The organism is Flavobacterium sp. WV_118_3 (assembly GCF_039778605.1).
Taxonomy (GTDB): domain Bacteria; phylum Bacteroidota; class Bacteroidia; order Flavobacteriales; family Flavobacteriaceae; genus Flavobacterium.
In genome coordinates this window covers 3,822,886-3,838,335 of sequence record NZ_CP156060.1, presented here as the reverse complement: position 1 = coordinate 3,838,335, position 15,450 = coordinate 3,822,886, and the positions used below count along the sequence as shown (strand labels likewise).

Genomic DNA, 15,450 nt, shown 5'->3' with positions numbered 1-15,450 from the left:
CCTGTTAATTTCCTTTATAAGTAGCATAACCGAACGGACTCACCGTGATGGGCACATGGTAATGCTGATTGTCACTGATGGCAAAAACCACCTCTATCCAGGGATAAAAACTATCCCGTTGTTGCCTCTTAAAATATGGTGCTGTTTCAAAAACCAATTTATAAGTTCCCTGATGCTTGATTTCCCCGTACGGTAAAAAATCACCTACTCTGCCATTCGCATCAGTAGTTTTCCGACTCACAAGCGACCAGGTGTTATTTTCTGAAAGCTGCTCCAGTCGGATAACAACATCAGGAGCAGGCTTACCGGTGGTAATGTCCAGAATATGACTGGATAACTGGTAAAGCTCTTTTTTTTGTGCCGAAATTGTGGCACTAAAAAACAAGACTAAAACAAAGGCAAAAAATTTTTTCATGTTTGTATTTTATATATTTCAAATAGTACTACTTTACTTTCAATTGTAATTTTGGAAACAGAATGTTCTACTTGTAAATCAATTTTCACTATACAGCAAGGCTTCAGAAAGGAGCTTTTCAGGCTCAATATTTTTATCGTATATACGTTGGTGGAAATCATGCAACTTATTCAAAAGACGAATCAATTCGAGTTTTTCTGATTCGGCCAGATCACCGGAAACGATATGGGTAGCCGCCCGCACTTTTAACATAATTCCGTCTAATGCTTCAAGTCCTGTCGAAGTAATATTGAGAATTTTACTTCTTTTATCACTATCCGAATCGGTTTGTGAAACCCATCCTTTATTGATCAGACGATTGATGATCTGCATTCCTGTAGGCTTATCGTGCACATTTTTTTTTATCAAATCCATCTTTGCCATATTCTTACTAAACTTTAAAACAATCAGGTAGATCACATCCTCCTGCGTTGAAAATTCAGATCCATAAATAGCCGACTTAAAATAGCTTTTACCAAATCGATTCATATGAACGACCAAACTTGCTATCACACTTTCCGATGTTCTCCCTATGGCCTTTCCTTCCCAGGCTGGCTGCACCTCATTGTTTTGAGGTTTAAAAGTGTTCCCCATCCAAAGCTTGAAACCCTTCAAATCAGGACTGTAAGCCCCGTTTTTCAGAATTTCAGCTTCAAAATCTTCCATTAAACTCAGAATATCTTTAATCAAATTATAATTCATAACCCTATAATTTAGTATACAAATATACTACTTTAAATTAAAAAAGTATTTTTAAGTACCATTTTATTTAAAAATAGTATACATTTGTACTACTTATGAGTTGTTACAATCAACACATGGGCGGGAATTCGTCTGAATTTAGAGTTGTATCAGTATTAAAAATACAAAACAACACCCGGAACAATTCTCTGTAGGCTCCAACTGTTTCCGAAACAAAGACCATTAGAAAACATCACTGCGAAGCGATCCGGCCTAATGATTTTGGAACTAAGAACACCTGATTGTTTTAGATCAATAGATTTGAGCATAGGGGTATAGGGTATTATTATTTAAATAATGGGCTATGAAAATACTATTGACTGGCGTTACAGGATACATTGCTAAAAGATTACTTCCCGTACTGATCGAAAATAAACACCAGGTTGTTTGTTGTGTCAGGGATAAAAACCGATTCTTTTACAACAAAGATTTTGAACCCTATATTACGGTAATTGAAGTCGACTTCTTAAAAAAAGAGACTTTAACCCATATTCCCGCGGATATAGACGTCGCTTTCTATTTAATTCATTCGATGTCTACCGAACATGGTGACTTTGAAAACATGGAAAAAGTTTGCGCAAATAATTTTAAAGCAATAATTTCCGACACCACTGCCCGCCAGGTAATTTATTTGGGTGGCATCAGCAATTCCGATCATCTTTCCAAACACTTAAAATCGAGACAAAATGTTGCCTCCATCCTTGCAACGGGCAGTTATGCCCTCACAACTTTAAAAGCCGGAATAATTGTAGGCTCCGGAAGTGGATCCTTTGAAATTATCAGGGATCTGGTAGAAAAACTTCCGGTTATGGTAACCCCCAAATGGCTAAAAACAAAATGCCAGCCCATTGCCATCAGAAATGTAATTGAATTTCTTGTAGGTGTAATCGGAAAACCCGAAACATACGACAAAAGCTATGACATTGCAGGCCCTGACATTTTAACGTATAAAGAAATGCTATTGCACTATGCCCGGATCAGAGGTTTAAAAAGAAGGATACTGATTGTCCCCGTGATGACCCCGAAACTCTCCTCCTATTGGCTTTACTTTGTAACTTCCACCTCCTATCCGCTGGCGCGGAACCTTGTGAACAGCATGAAAGTGGAAGTTATTGCCCAACCGAACAACCTAAGAGAATTATTAGCTGTAGCACTGCTCGACTATGATACTTCTATCCGATTAGCTTTTGAAAAAATCGAACAAAACAATGTCCTTTCCAGTTGGAAAGATGCCCAGACCAGTGCTATTTTAAATAGCGGAATGAGTACCTTATTAGAAGTTCCTGTTTTTGGATGCTTTCGTGACATTCGTACAGCAAAACTTAAAAAACCAGAAGTTGCCCTTGCCCGAATATGGGCAATTGGCGGACAAACGGGTTGGTACTACGGCAACTGGCTCTGGAAAATACGAGGATTTATGGACCAATTGGCAGGAGGCGTTGGTATGCGTCGTGGCAGAAAAAGCACCATTGATTTGTATGCCGGCGATGCTCTTGACTTTTGGCGTGTACTGGTAGCCGACAAAGAAGCAAAGCGATTGCTTCTGTATGCGGAAATGAAACTCCCCGGTGAAGCGTGGCTGGAATTTAAAATCAATGAGCAGGACCAGCTTATTCAAACCGCAACTTTCCGACCGCTGGGAATTAGCGGAAGATTGTACTGGTATAGCGTTTTACCTTTTCACGGTTTTATATTCAGTGGCATGATCCAGCGCATTGCAAATCCGGACAAAATATAAACTCACAACCCCTTAAAGATGAAAAACATTGTTATCATAGGACATTCCAGTGGTATTGGAAAAGCACTCACAACGCTACTGGCAGACGATCATAGAGTTTACGGAACATTCTGTACTACATCTGAGCACATTAGTCATAAGAACGTAGCCACGCATTACGTAAATATTTTAGAAGAATCACCCGACTTTTCGTTCTTACCGGATACGATCGATGGCCTTGTATATTGTCCCGGCGCCATCAGCCTGAAACCCTTTGCAAGGATAAAAACAGATGATTTTCTGATCGACTATCAATTACAGGTAATCGGAGCCGTTAAAACTATTCAGGCTTGCCTGCCGGGATTAAAAAAAAGCGCCTCACCCGCTATTGTACTCTTCAGTACGGTAGCCGTAAAAACAGGCTTTCCCTTTCATAGTATTGTGGGAACAAATAAAGGCGCCATAGAAGGCCTGACCAAATCACTGGCCGCCGAATTGGCACCGACCATCCGCGTTAATTGTATTGCTCCATCCCTTACCGACACACGGCTTACCGGTCACTTATTAAATACACCCGAAAAAAAAGAAGCAAATGCGCAACGACATCCGTTGAAAAAAATCGGAGAAGCCAATGATATCGCTCAGGCCGCGGCTTTTTTACTTGGCAACACCAGCCAATGGATAACCGGTCAGATTATCGCTGTAGACGGCGGAATCAGTACTATAAAAGCCTAAGCTTACCACTATGAACACCGCTTAAAACAGAATGCAAAAAATATGAAAGACTTAAATCTAATGATCAAAGACCGAATTATAGAAATGGCCTGGGAAGACAGAACGCCTTTTGAAGCGATAGCATATCAGTTTGGCTTTACCGAAAAACAAGTCATTGCTTTAATGCGAAAAGAATTAAAAAGGAGCAGCTTTAAATTATGGCGAAAACGAGTAAATAGCGGTGTTAGTCAAAAACACTTACACAAAAGAAACCCGGAGATTAGTCGGTTCAAGTCTAATTTACAGCGAATAATCACCAACAATAAAATTTCAAAAAAATCGTAACTAGTTCTATGATCTTACAAACTATTCCTACATCTAAAATAGGCTGCGAGTTACAACATCTTTACGCCATAAACAAATAAAAAATCCGGGATAAGTTTATCCCGGACTCTATTTTAAACAGTCATTATTTACAAAACAAATACGATTTCAAATCCGCATTTTCTTAAAATTGTGTTTTTACCCAAAAACACAAAACACTGATTTACGGCATTATAAAGAATTCAAATCCCTTTCAGGCATCAAAAACACAAAAACTAATGATGAGATAGTCAGCTATTTTGATTCTCTTTCTCTATATCCAACTATTCTGAACTATTCACAGGCAATACAGAATCTTTGTTTGTCATTCCATAACTACCCACTTTATAAAATCCACTCCGTCTCCTTTGCTATAAAGTAGTTTACACTACTTTCCCATTCACACTTCCACTCTTAAGTGTCCTCAATTCAAAAACAGCTCTAATATTTTCCAGACAAAGGATATTCGCCACTACTAAATTAAAGCAGAAACCAGAATAAAAAGTGTTTTTAAATACTTTATTTGTATTTTTTAGTATTTTTACATACTAAAACATTCCTTATGAATTATCAACTTATCCAGGAGGTCCTGCAACTTGTAGAAAAGTTTGATTTAAACAATACAAATGGTGGTTATACAGAAGATATAAATGGGTTTACAAGATGGATTTCCGATCACGAGAAGAAAGAAGACTCGTATTCAAGAGAACCCGACTGGGAAGGCAAAGCAGAAGGAAGAAGTCCTGAAAGTGTGATCAGTACTTTACTGGTACACCTGAATCGATATGCCAAAACCTACTCCAGGTCAGCCATACAGGACTCCGAATTTTCGACTCAGGAAGACTTTATTTATCTGATCAATTTAAAAGCTTTTGGCGCAATGACCAAAATGGAACTTATCAAAAAAAATATTCAGGATAAGCCGACAGGAATGCAGATCATCAACCGATTGATTAAAAATGGTTGGGTAACACAAAGTGATTCCGAAACAGATAAAAGAAGCAAGGTAATTGAAATTTCACCGGAAGGCTTACAATCATTGGATGCTCAAATGGGAAAAATACGCCTTGCAACCCAAATCGTTTCCGGAGATCTGTCTCATTCCGAAAAAATGCAATTAATACGGTTGTTAAATAAGCTGGATGATTTTCATCACCCGATTTTTTCTCAACAGATAGACAGTCATGAGCTTTTGCAAAAAGTGAATGCGACCTATTTTACAGACTAAAAAATATTGGCTATGAAAAAGAAAATCGCAATAATCGGGAGTGGAATTTCGGGTTTATCGGCTGCTAGCTACTGTGCCCAATCCGGCAATGAGGTACATGTTTTCGAAAAACAGAGTCAGCCCGGCGGGAGAGCCAGACAATTTCAAACCACCAACGGATACACCTTTGATATGGGACCAAGCTGGTATTGGATGCCGGACATTATCGAGTCGTTCTTTAATGACTTTGGTTATCGTGTTTCCGATTTTTACGATCTGGTAGCTTTAAACCCTCAGTTTGAAATGATTTTCAACGATGAAAACATTAGCATTCCGAAATCCTATGAAGCGCTTAAAGCTTTATTTGAGGATATTGAAAAAGGAGCCGGAAAAAAACTGGATGTATTTATGAAAGCGGCCAAATTCAAATATGAGGTTGGCATGCGTGAATTTGTAAATAAGCCCTGTCACAGTTGGCTGGAATTCCTGTCTCTAAAAATCGCGGGTAGTGCTTTAAAACTGGATTTACTTACTAATTTCAGAAACTATGTAGGCCACTATTTTTCCAATCCCAAGCTAAGAACGCTAATGGAATTTCCGGTTATATTTCTCGGTGCTTCGCCAATCAAAATTCCGGCCTTGTATAGCCTGATGAATTATGGCGGTTATGCCCTGGGAACCTGGTATCCGATGGGCGGTTTCTACCAATTGGTTCTCGCCATGCAAAAAGTTGCAGAAGAACAAGGCGCCTATTTTCATTTCAATCAAAATATTGATCAAATTATCGTTGAACAAGGTCAGGCCAAAGGATTAATCGTTAACGGAGAATTCCAGGCATTTGATGCCATAATAGCCTCCTGCGACTATCATCATACAGAGACATTACTGGAACCCAACATGCGCAATTACAGTGAAAAATATTGGGCTTCCCGAACCTTTGCACCTTCCTGCCTGATTTACTATCTGGGTTTTAACGAACGGATTCCCAATTTAAAACATCATACCTTATTTTTCGAAAACGACCTGGACGAACATGTCGATACGATTTACAATACCAAAAAATGGCCGGAAAAACCATTGTTCTACGCCTGTTGTCCGTCGAAAACCGATCCATCGGTTGCACCGGAAGGCTGTGAAAACCTTTTTTTACTGATTCCGCTTGCCACGGGGCTTTCCGATGCGGAGTCCATTCGGGAGAAGTATTTAGACGAAATGTTGGAGCGTATCGAAAAACATACCGGAACGCAGCACCTGAAGTCAAAATTAGAATATAAAAAAAGTTATTGTGTCAGCGATTTTATAAACGATTACAATGCCTATGGCGGTAATGCCTATGGATTGGCCAATACGCTAAATCAAACGGCGGTATTAAAACCATCCCTTAAAAACAAGCATATCAAAAATCTGTTTTATACAGGTCAGTTAACGGTACCAGGACCGGGAGTTCCTCCTTCTATTATATCAGGTACTATCGTTGCAAAAGAAGTAAACAAACTTAAAACATCCCGGTATGAAAAAGCTATTTGATGAAGTATCCTATAAGGTCAGCAGAATTGTAACCGAAAAATACAGCACCAGTTTTTCCCTGGGCATTCTGGCTTTAAAACCCGCCATCAGACCTTCGATATATGCTATTTATGGCTATGTCCGACTGGCTGATGAAATCGTTGACAGTTTCCACGATTATGACAAAACCACTTTACTGGAGCGCTTTCGAAATGAAACCAACACGGCACTTCAGGAAGGGATTTCGTTAAATCCGATATTACAATCTTTTCAGGAAACGGTAAACCGTTATAAAATCGATCCATCCTTAATCGCGCAGTTTCTACATAGTATGGAAATGGACTTGTATCCGATAGATTATAATTCCGAACGCTATCAGGAATACATTTTAGGTTCCGCCGAAGTAGTCGGACTGATGTGTCTTCAGGTATTTGTGGAAGGCGACAAAGCTACTTTTGAAAAACTAAAACCCTATGCGATGCAATTAGGTTCTGCTTTTCAGAAAGTAAACTTTTTACGGGATTTAAAAGCCGACTATCAGATTTTGGGACGCACTTATTTTCCAAACATCCAAATGCATCTTTTTAGCCCGGAAATCAAACATCAGATTGAAGCTGAAATCGAATCGGAGTTTAAAGAAGCACTCACCGGGATCAAAATGCTACCGGCTTCGTCCCGATTTGGAGTCTACTTAGCCTACCGATACTACTTATCGTTGTTTACTAAAATTAAAAATACTCCGGCGGAAAAAATAATGTCCCAACGGATTCGTATTCCCAATAGCCAAAAGCTATCTCTTGCAATGCGTAGTTACGTACACTATAAAATAGCCGTTCTATGAAAGTATTACTGGTATGGCTACTCTTTTTTTCCAATCTGACGAAAGTAGCCCATAATGACCCAAACAAGGAGTTGGATTCCATACGTGTGAATTATACCAAAGCGGTATCGGATAAAAAGCTATGTAAAACCATGTTAGCGCAATTACAGGCAAAAAACGGAAATAGTGTTTATCTTGCCTATCGGGGCGCTTTTAAAACAATCTGGGCCAGTCATGCCATCAATCCGATTGTCAAGCTCAATGCTTTTAACAAAGGCAAAAAAGATATTGAAAATGCTGTAAAAGAAAGCCCTGATAATGTTGAAATCCGCTTTATCCGATTATCAATTCAGCAAAACTGTCCTTCTTTTTTAGGATACAACAACGAAATAGCGCAGGATTTGCAATTTATTCATGCCAACAAAAACAGCATAACCTCAATACCGCTCAAGAATATGATTGCTACAGTCCTTAAAAAGGAAATACGATGATACACCCATTTATAAGGAAAAACAACCATCACAGCTGTCCAAACCGCTTTTTTATGAGAAACACAATCAATCACCTGTTAACACGCTATTGTTCGAGCATTTTAACACGATGCCTTTCTGTAAAAGACGGGCATATATCCGCAACCGGCATGACCATGCACAGGAACAATTGTCTAATTAATCTTTCAAACCGATATGAATTTTAGCATCGTTCTTTTAACATTTATACTAATGGAAGGTGCCACCTGGATTATCCATAAATATGTGATGCATGGATTTCTATGGTTTTTGCATCGGGATCATCACGACCACAGCAATACAGGCCCTCTTGAAAAAAATGATTACTTTTTTGTGATTTTTGCCTTACCGGCTATTGCATTACTATATTGGGGTTCGTTGAACAATTTTGATTTCCGGTTTTATATCGGTTTCGGAATTACCTTATATGGGATTGCTTATTTTTGGGTACACGATATTTTTATTCATCAACGAATAAAAACATTGCAAAAAACACAGAACCCTTATTTTCTGGCTATTCGAAGGGCACACAAACAACATCACAAACATACCGGCAAACACGATGGGGAATGTTTTGGATTTTTATGGGTTCCCTTAAAATATTTCAGAATGTATTTTAATGCTAAACAATGATAAAACCATACACGTATTTAGTAATCAACTTTCTGACTGTAATTATTTGTTTTATTTTTTCATTCGACAAAAGGATACAGTTCCACAAACAATTTCCTGCCTTTTTTAAAGCCAGTATATTGGTTGCCATACCGTTTATAGTATGGGACATTATTTTCACCCAAACAGGAGTCTGGTGGTTTAATAAGACCTATACCGTCGGGGTTCGCGTTTTCGGCTTACCAATAGAAGAATGGTTATTTTTTATCTGCATTCCGTTTTCCTGCCTCTTTACATTTTTCTGTCTGGACAAATTTTTTAACCTCAACTGGACCAGAGCCTATAACACGATCATTGTATTTATCAGTATAATTGTGTGTGCTGTAGTTGCTTTACTACACCCTGATAAAATGTATACTTTGGTTACTGCCGTCATTACGATGCTCACTTTGATTTTTTTACATTTTATAGCCCGGGTAGATTGGATCGGAAAGGCTTCTCTGGTGTTTTTTATATTAATGCTTGGCTTTTTCCCGGTGAATGGCGTATTGACCGGTACCGGACTGGAAGCGCCAATCGTAAATTATAATCCGGAAGAATTTTTAACAATCCGTATACTGACTATTCCTATTGAAGATGCCGTTTATGGTTATACACAATTTCTGTTGAATCTTTACTTTTTTAAGATGTTTCAACAGCAACAGGCTGTACAAACAAAATAGCCGACTACAAGTCAGTATAAAACTCCGACATACAAGTTTAACCGTCTAAATCCCTAAGGCTGTCCGACGGATAGCCTTTTTTATTCTCGCGGATTGCACCCGGGGTTTAGCAAACTGACAATGTAAATCTGCACCGTCAGGAATTTACAATATGTACTTATTTGTTTTTTATGAGCCGTTCCATCCTTTCAATTATTTCTTCCTTTTCTTGTAGCATCCGTTCGTATAAAGCGATCTTTTCATCGTAGAGCGCTACTATTTTATCTATAGGATTAAAGGTGCAACTAATGTTGTTTTCCTGATTACTACCTACAGGACTATCGTGAAATGTATTTCCAATAATATTCATAACGTCTTCATCGTCTAAATTTTCTATGGCCGCCACCGGAACTTTTAGTGTTTCGGCTAACAGTTCCAGAGTATCCGCCTCTATGGTTTCCCGCTGTTCCAATAGCGATATCTTTTTTTGCGTCCAGTCGTGACCCAGTTCATAAGCCAAAGCCTCCTGTTTGATTCCAAACATTTCCCGAAACCGTTTGATGTTTTTTCCCTGGTGCACTTTTTTGTCTGCTGTTTCAAAATCTGACATAGTTACTATTTTTTAATGGATTATGTCTATCAATTTACATAAAGTTAGGCTTCTAAATTATTCCCGGAAAGGACAATACGGTCAAAATAGCATACAAAACACAGTTGGTGGTATTAGGCTATAAAAGCAAAAAACTCCTGACTATAAGCCAGGAGTTTTTTTGTTATTTGTTTGCACGGATTTCAAATCCGCGCGATCGGGTTTACAAATCCGCGCGATCGAGAGACTATACCCGGTATTTTTCAACTAAAGCAACAACCCTGTTTTTTACATATTCTGCTTTTTTATCAATATAAATCATCTGCAGATCATTATTACTTAATCCATCTGCTTCATCTTTAGCTTCAGAATATGCTTTTTTAAAATATAAATCTCTATTAATCAACCAATTCTTCTGTTCATTCTTTAATTTTTCTTTTTCCAAAGAATTTATTTTTAAACGAATCTTTTTATAAACCTCATTCAATAGATTATCAATTTCAATATAATAATTATTAGAACAACCTAACATATCTACTCCATTATCTAAACATTTTTGGTAATTAACAATTAACTTCTCAACCTTTTTTATTGATTGAGCAAAAGAACCACACCCTATTAGTAAAAAAATAAAGATAATTTTTTTTGTTTTCATATTTTAATAAGTTTTTATTCTTTGTTCAATAGACTTTTACTCTTCAAATTTAATGCCATTTACTCTTTTCGCCCAACCCTTTTTAAACTTTAATAAAGTTCGGTTTTCAAGCTCTTTGTCTGTAGCACTAGGATTCTTTTTTTTATAATTCTTAACACTTTTATCGATCAATAAATCATAATAATCTAATCTCGTTTTATTCACCAAATTAAACAAATCCTTCGCATTGACCTTGTTTAAAGCAGAAATCTCATTAGAATTTAGTTTACCATCTACTGTAATACCATTATATAAAGCCGCATAAGACTTTTCAAATTCCTTTACCGCCTTACCGGAAGTAACTGACCAATCATATAATGCAAAAGCTACACTTCCATTTTGAAATTCATCACCTCTAATCTTATCCCAATAATGTTCTTTATATAAGACACTCGCTTGCTCATCTGTTAAATTTTTAAGGTTACCTAAAGTAGGTTCAATTCCTAAATCACTTTTAGCCCAAGCTTTAAAGTTACTAAATATAATTCCTTTATTTGTAGCTCCACCTGGATCAACCGGATCATTCACATATCCTCCTTCGTGCTTCAATAAAAGTTTCTGATATCGCTCAAAATTATTATTTGTCTCTATTTTATTACCTCTGTTAATTTTAATAATAATTTCAGGTAATTGATGCGATTGAATAGAGGTGTTTTTTGTAGCTTTAATAACTACCTCATCCAAAACTGTGATAAGAGAACCATCTTTATTTTCAAAATAGTCAGAACTATTTGAGGTCGGCTTTTGACTTTGATTTGGATCATTACTTGACTCAAGTCCTTCCAATTCTATTGCCATTATCGGGGTATTTGCACTAAATTGATATGGACTAAAAAAAGGATAATAAGCTTCCAACGGATCCACAGCAAAGAAACGTCCCACTCTAGGATCATGCATTCTAAAGGTATAGTTTAGAGAATTTCCTTCGCCTTTAATTTCATTGTCCATTTCCTGACCCTGGAATCCATAACGATAATTCGCTTTGGAACCATGACGGGCATCCTGAAGCATTCCAAACGGATAATAATCCGAATAACTAAGAACGTCGGCATTAAACGCTACTAAACCGGTTTCCGGCATGTCTGGTTTTTCAAACTCCGGTATCTTTTTATCGTTGATCACCACCAATACGTTACCCAAATGATTGGATAGCTCGTAACGCTTGTCGCCGGTCAAATTTACATATTTTTTATAGCAGCTATCTACCTATAAAAACAAAACTCCTAACTGTTGTAGTTAGGAGTTATTGTATTATTTACTTGCACGGATTACACCCGAGGCTTTAGCCGAACTGATGAAATAAATCCGCGCGATCGGGGTCATTACTAAAAAATCTATCAATTCTTGGTTCTAAATATTACCTTTTTTATATACACGTGTCTTAAAAGTGATTTAACACCTTTAACATCATAAAGGCGCTCATTTTCTAAAATTAAAGTATCATTTTTAATTTTACAAATTGAATAAGCATATCCTTTCCCAAATTTGTTCTTATCAATTATGTAATGCTGAATTTTTAATTTTTCACTTCCATTTTTTGTAATTCGATTTAATAAAATTGGATATGTTCTATTTCCAAACGGTTTTTCATCATGTAATGAATAAATGTTTTTAATTTCATTTTTTTTCCACATCAAATAAATCGGATTTTTTTTACTAACATTTATTGTTTCTTTGCTTTTGTAATATCCAATTTTTAATGGTAAATCACCTAATTTGTTAAGTACAATAACCGAATTATCATTATTGAAAGAACTCGAATAAATCCATTCATTTTCAAGAAGATTATTAAAAATTAATGTATCAGAAACAACTTCAGTTTTATTACACTTTGAAAATGTTTTTCTTTCAACAAAACTCATTGAAAGAATCATTAATAATGAAAAAATCAAATGTTCTATTCTCATTTTGGGTCTTTTAAGTTAGCTGCTTTTATTGTTTCATAATTTTCATAGTGACTCCTGTCTAACCATTCAGGACTTCCAGAGTTATCAATTATATCCATACCATTAATCATGCCACTCGAGTCAAATGTATAATTCATAAATATTTGTGAATGTCCCCCGTTTGAATATAGATTAGAAGTGTCAGTACTATGCCAAATTTGTAGTTGAGCTCCTTTTTGTAAATCTCCACTCCAAACTTGTGAGTTTTCAATTAACGATGCGTGTCCATTTTTGGCCAAGGCACCCCCAACTCCGAAGCCTGAATAAACACTACTAGTTGTTATAGTTCCAGATATTCTATAATCAAGTGATTTAATATTTAAACTTATAGCATTATCAACTCCTTGGTCGGTGAATGCTTTATCAACCCTTGCCATTGAAACTGCATAGCACATCCCCCAACAATCAGCATATTTGTTTGCAACCCCAAAACTTGCAGTTGGATTTTCGAAGGTCGCTGGAGCATTATATGTGTCAGGTGCTATTGGTAAATTTTGAATATTCCCAATTAACTGTATTCCTACTTTAGTTTCTTCAGTTTGTTGTTCAGCCCTTGTACCTGATTTACTCCAGCCATTTTTACCAAGGTATAGACGAACACCAATATCATAAAAATCTTCACCATTAATAGTCACAGTTGATACATTATTAAATGTAACTCCATTACCTAAATCTAAATTAGATGTATTATTATTGTTTTCCGTTACACCTGTTGATGGAATATTTTCATTATTCACATCTAAAAACTCCAATCCTTCTAGTTCAATACCATCCATAACCCTATTTTCACTAAAAGCATAAGGACTATTCCAAGGATATTTATGAGCTAGTGGGTCAACAGCAAAAAACCTACCCACTCTTGGATCGTGCATTCTAAAGGTATAGTTTAAGGAATTCCCTTCACCTTTAATCTCATTATCCATTTCCTGACCCTGAAACCCATAGCGATAATTCGCTTTGGAACCATGACGGGCATCCTGGAGCATTCCAAACGGATAATAATCCGAATAACTAAGAACGTCGGCATTAAAGGCTACTAAACCACTCTCCGGAGTGTCGACTTTTTCAAACTCCGGGATCTTTTTATCGTTGATCACCACCAATACGTTACCCAAATGATTGGATAGCTCGTAACGCTTGTCGCCGGTCAAATTTACATATTTCTACAAAGAACTAACCCTACATAAACCAAGAACTCCTAACTGTAGTAGTTAGGAGTTCTTATTTTATTTATTTGCACGGATTACACCCGAGGCTTTAGCCGAACAGACGAAGTAAATCCGCGCAATCGGATGAAGTTTGTCACTTACACAGATTACAAATCAGTACTATTGGTGTTTATATTTTTCTGTTTATCTAAAATCATTTTCTTTTCATTTTCGCTAAAATCGTAATTAATTTTTTTTAATTGACTTAAAGCAAAATTAAAGAAAACAGTATCTTTATGATTATTAACAGATAAACCGAAATTTTCCACAACATTTAAAAGTGCTCCTACATTTTCATCATCTAATTCCAATGCCTTTTTAAAATATTTCAACCCTGTTTCATCTTCAATATCAATCAATGGGTCAAATAATATAATTACTCCCATCATATTGAAAGCCTCCGCTTTTTCAAGATCAGTAAATTCACTACTTTCAGTAAGAGATTTAAATAAATTAAAAGACGTTATAAAATTGCCTTTAGTAAACAAATCTTCTGCTTCATTAAACATATTTGTATTCATTATTTTACAGCTGCATTATTAATATAAATCTTCCCTGTTGAATGTTCTTTCATACCTCCAACCCAAATTTGATGCCCTTCTACCTCTTGGATCAATTCTAATTTATCTCCAACAGGTATTCCTTTTTTTCCTCGTATCACATTCGTCACATTCCAAGTTCCTTTTTCTACAGCCTCTTTCACAAAAGGCTCAACATCTGAAAAAGAAATAGATTTATTACCAAAAACCTTATTCCAATTATGATGACTTTTAGTAACTACTGCATCTCCTAGATTCCAAATATAACCTTGACCTTTCGAAATTGCATCATCAGCATGCTCAATTGTCTTAAGTACAACTTTTCTAGCAGAGGTTGTTCTAATCCCCATTAATCCTACACCAGTTGGACCAAATCCGATTTTGTATAAATCTTCAACTGGCCCCATGTGATCTCTCCAGACTTTACCGGCACCAATGCTTGAGTGAGCTGCACTGTAATTAGTAGCCCATAAACTAGTTGACTCCGTAAAATCTCTTGCTGGCTTAGCAAGATTATCATCCACAAGATTATTTATTTTTCCTGCAATTGACCTAGAAACTTGCCCAATATTTTTATCAACCCAAATATTTATTTTATCAGCAGTTGATTCGGTTTTAGGCTGTAACTTAATTACAACCTCATCAAGTTTTGTAGTTGTACTGCCATCTTTATTCACCCATATTTCAGACGTGGTTTGCTGATTTTGGTTAGGATCAGCACTTGGTTCTAAGCCTTCAAGTTCAACAGACATTATAGGAGAATTACCATTAAACTGATAAGGCGAATAAAAAGGATAATCTCTTGACAACGGATCCACAGCAAAAAACCTACCCACTCTAGGATCATGCATCCTAAAGGTATAATTTAGAGAATTCCCTTCACCTTTAATTTCATTATCCATTTCCTGTCCCTGGAATCCATAACGATAGTTCGCTTTGGAACCATGTCGGGCATCCTGGAGCATTCCAAACGGATAATAATCCGAATAACTAAGAACGTCGGCATTAAAGGCTACTAAACCACTCTCCGGAGTATCGACTTTTTCAAACTCCGGGATCTTTTTATCGTTGATCACCACCAATACATTACCCAAATGATTGGATAGTTCGTAACGCTTGTCACCGGTCAA

The 15,450-nt window shown here is 36.7% G+C and carries 18 protein-coding genes; 9 read left to right on the top strand and 9 right to left on the bottom strand.

Annotation, left to right across the window (positions count from 1 at the left end; all coding sequences use genetic code 11):
* Positions 1-4: 4 nt before the first annotated feature.
* Entirely contained in the window at positions 5-415 is a 411-nt protein-coding gene (gene uraH, locus ABFU83_RS17665) for a hydroxyisourate hydrolase (protein ID WP_347067878.1), read from the bottom strand.
* A gap of 78 nt (positions 416-493) precedes the next feature.
* Positions 494-1,156, bottom strand: a complete 663-nt coding sequence (locus ABFU83_RS17660) for a MarR family transcriptional regulator (protein ID WP_347067877.1) — start codon at positions 1,154-1,156, stop codon at positions 494-496.
* A gap of 343 nt (positions 1,157-1,499) precedes the next feature.
* Here ABFU83_RS17660 and ABFU83_RS17655 point away from each other — a divergent pair, with 343 nt between their 5' ends.
* The 9 genes from ABFU83_RS17655 (at position 1,500) to ABFU83_RS17615 (ending at position 9,365) form a co-directional block, all read left to right on the top strand.
* The gene (locus ABFU83_RS17655) at positions 1,500-2,933 is read left to right on the top strand and encodes an SDR family oxidoreductase (RefSeq protein WP_347067875.1); all 1,434 of its coding nucleotides are present in this window, start codon (positions 1,500-1,502) and stop codon (positions 2,931-2,933) included.
* Between the two features lie 18 nt (positions 2,934-2,951).
* Positions 2,952-3,647: an SDR family oxidoreductase gene (locus ABFU83_RS17650; RefSeq protein ID WP_347067873.1), complete on the top strand. Its 696-nt coding sequence runs from the start codon at positions 2,952-2,954 to the stop codon at positions 3,645-3,647.
* 42 nt (positions 3,648-3,689) lie between these two features.
* Positions 3,690-3,971 (top strand): TIGR03643 family protein, encoded by a 282-nt coding sequence (locus ABFU83_RS17645; protein ID WP_136403696.1) that lies wholly within the window; start codon positions 3,690-3,692, stop codon positions 3,969-3,971.
* Positions 3,972-4,551: 580 nt separating this feature from the next.
* Positions 4,552-5,217 (top strand): helix-turn-helix domain-containing protein, encoded by a 666-nt coding sequence (locus ABFU83_RS17640; RefSeq protein ID WP_347067870.1) that lies wholly within the window; start codon positions 4,552-4,554, stop codon positions 5,215-5,217.
* Between the two features lie 12 nt (positions 5,218-5,229).
* Positions 5,230-6,723 carry an oleate hydratase gene (locus ABFU83_RS17635; RefSeq protein ID WP_347067869.1) on the top strand — a complete coding sequence of 498 codons (1,494 nt, stop codon included), beginning with the start codon at positions 5,230-5,232 and terminating at the stop codon, positions 6,721-6,723.
* Positions 6,707-7,543: a phytoene/squalene synthase family protein gene (locus tag ABFU83_RS17630; protein WP_347067867.1), complete on the top strand. Its 837-nt coding sequence runs from the start codon at positions 6,707-6,709 to the stop codon at positions 7,541-7,543. The genes ABFU83_RS17635 and ABFU83_RS17630 overlap by 17 nt, the downstream gene beginning before the upstream one ends.
* Positions 7,540-8,013, top strand: a complete 474-nt coding sequence (locus ABFU83_RS17625) for a hypothetical protein (protein WP_347067865.1) — start codon at positions 7,540-7,542, stop codon at positions 8,011-8,013. Before ABFU83_RS17630 ends, ABFU83_RS17625 begins: the two co-directional genes overlap by 4 nt.
* A 195-nt stretch (positions 8,014-8,208) precedes the next feature.
* Complete coding sequence (locus ABFU83_RS17620) at positions 8,209-8,664, top strand: sterol desaturase family protein (protein WP_347067863.1); 456 nt, start codon at positions 8,209-8,211, stop codon at positions 8,662-8,664.
* Positions 8,661-9,365, top strand: coding sequence for a lycopene cyclase domain-containing protein (locus ABFU83_RS17615; protein WP_347067861.1), 705 nt, complete (start codon positions 8,661-8,663; stop codon positions 9,363-9,365). The genes ABFU83_RS17620 and ABFU83_RS17615 overlap by 4 nt, the downstream gene beginning before the upstream one ends.
* 157 nt (positions 9,366-9,522) lie before the next feature.
* Here the strand turns inward: ABFU83_RS17615 and ABFU83_RS17610 are convergent, their stop codons facing one another.
* The 7 genes from ABFU83_RS17610 to ABFU83_RS17580 form a co-directional block, all read right to left on the bottom strand.
* Positions 9,523-9,954 carry a helix-turn-helix transcriptional regulator gene (locus ABFU83_RS17610; protein ID WP_347067859.1) on the bottom strand — a complete coding sequence of 144 codons (432 nt, stop codon included), beginning with the start codon at positions 9,952-9,954 and terminating at the stop codon, positions 9,523-9,525.
* Between the two features lie 226 nt (positions 9,955-10,180).
* Positions 10,181-10,588 (bottom strand): lysozyme inhibitor LprI family protein, encoded by a 408-nt coding sequence (locus ABFU83_RS17605; RefSeq protein WP_347067858.1) that lies wholly within the window; start codon positions 10,586-10,588, stop codon positions 10,181-10,183.
* 36 nt (positions 10,589-10,624) lie between these two features.
* On the bottom strand, positions 10,625-11,803 hold the full coding sequence (locus tag ABFU83_RS17600; RefSeq protein WP_347067857.1) for a glycosyl hydrolase 108 family protein: 1,179 nt from the start codon (positions 11,801-11,803) through the stop codon (positions 10,625-10,627).
* Between the two features lie 161 nt (positions 11,804-11,964).
* A complete protein-coding gene (locus tag ABFU83_RS17595; protein WP_347067855.1) occupies positions 11,965-12,534 on the bottom strand; it encodes a hypothetical protein in 570 nt (189 codons plus the stop codon).
* Positions 12,531-13,724, bottom strand: coding sequence for an RHS repeat-associated core domain-containing protein (locus tag ABFU83_RS17590; RefSeq protein WP_347067853.1), 1,194 nt, complete (start codon positions 13,722-13,724; stop codon positions 12,531-12,533). The genes ABFU83_RS17595 and ABFU83_RS17590 overlap by 4 nt, the downstream gene beginning before the upstream one ends.
* A gap of 164 nt (positions 13,725-13,888) precedes the next feature.
* The gene (locus ABFU83_RS17585; RefSeq protein ID WP_347067852.1) at positions 13,889-14,302 is read right to left on the bottom strand and encodes a hypothetical protein; all 414 of its coding nucleotides are present in this window, start codon (positions 14,300-14,302) and stop codon (positions 13,889-13,891) included.
* Positions 14,302-15,450, bottom strand: a complete 1,149-nt coding sequence (locus ABFU83_RS17580; protein WP_347067851.1) for an RHS repeat-associated core domain-containing protein — start codon at positions 15,448-15,450, stop codon at positions 14,302-14,304. The genes ABFU83_RS17585 and ABFU83_RS17580 overlap by 1 nt, the downstream gene beginning before the upstream one ends.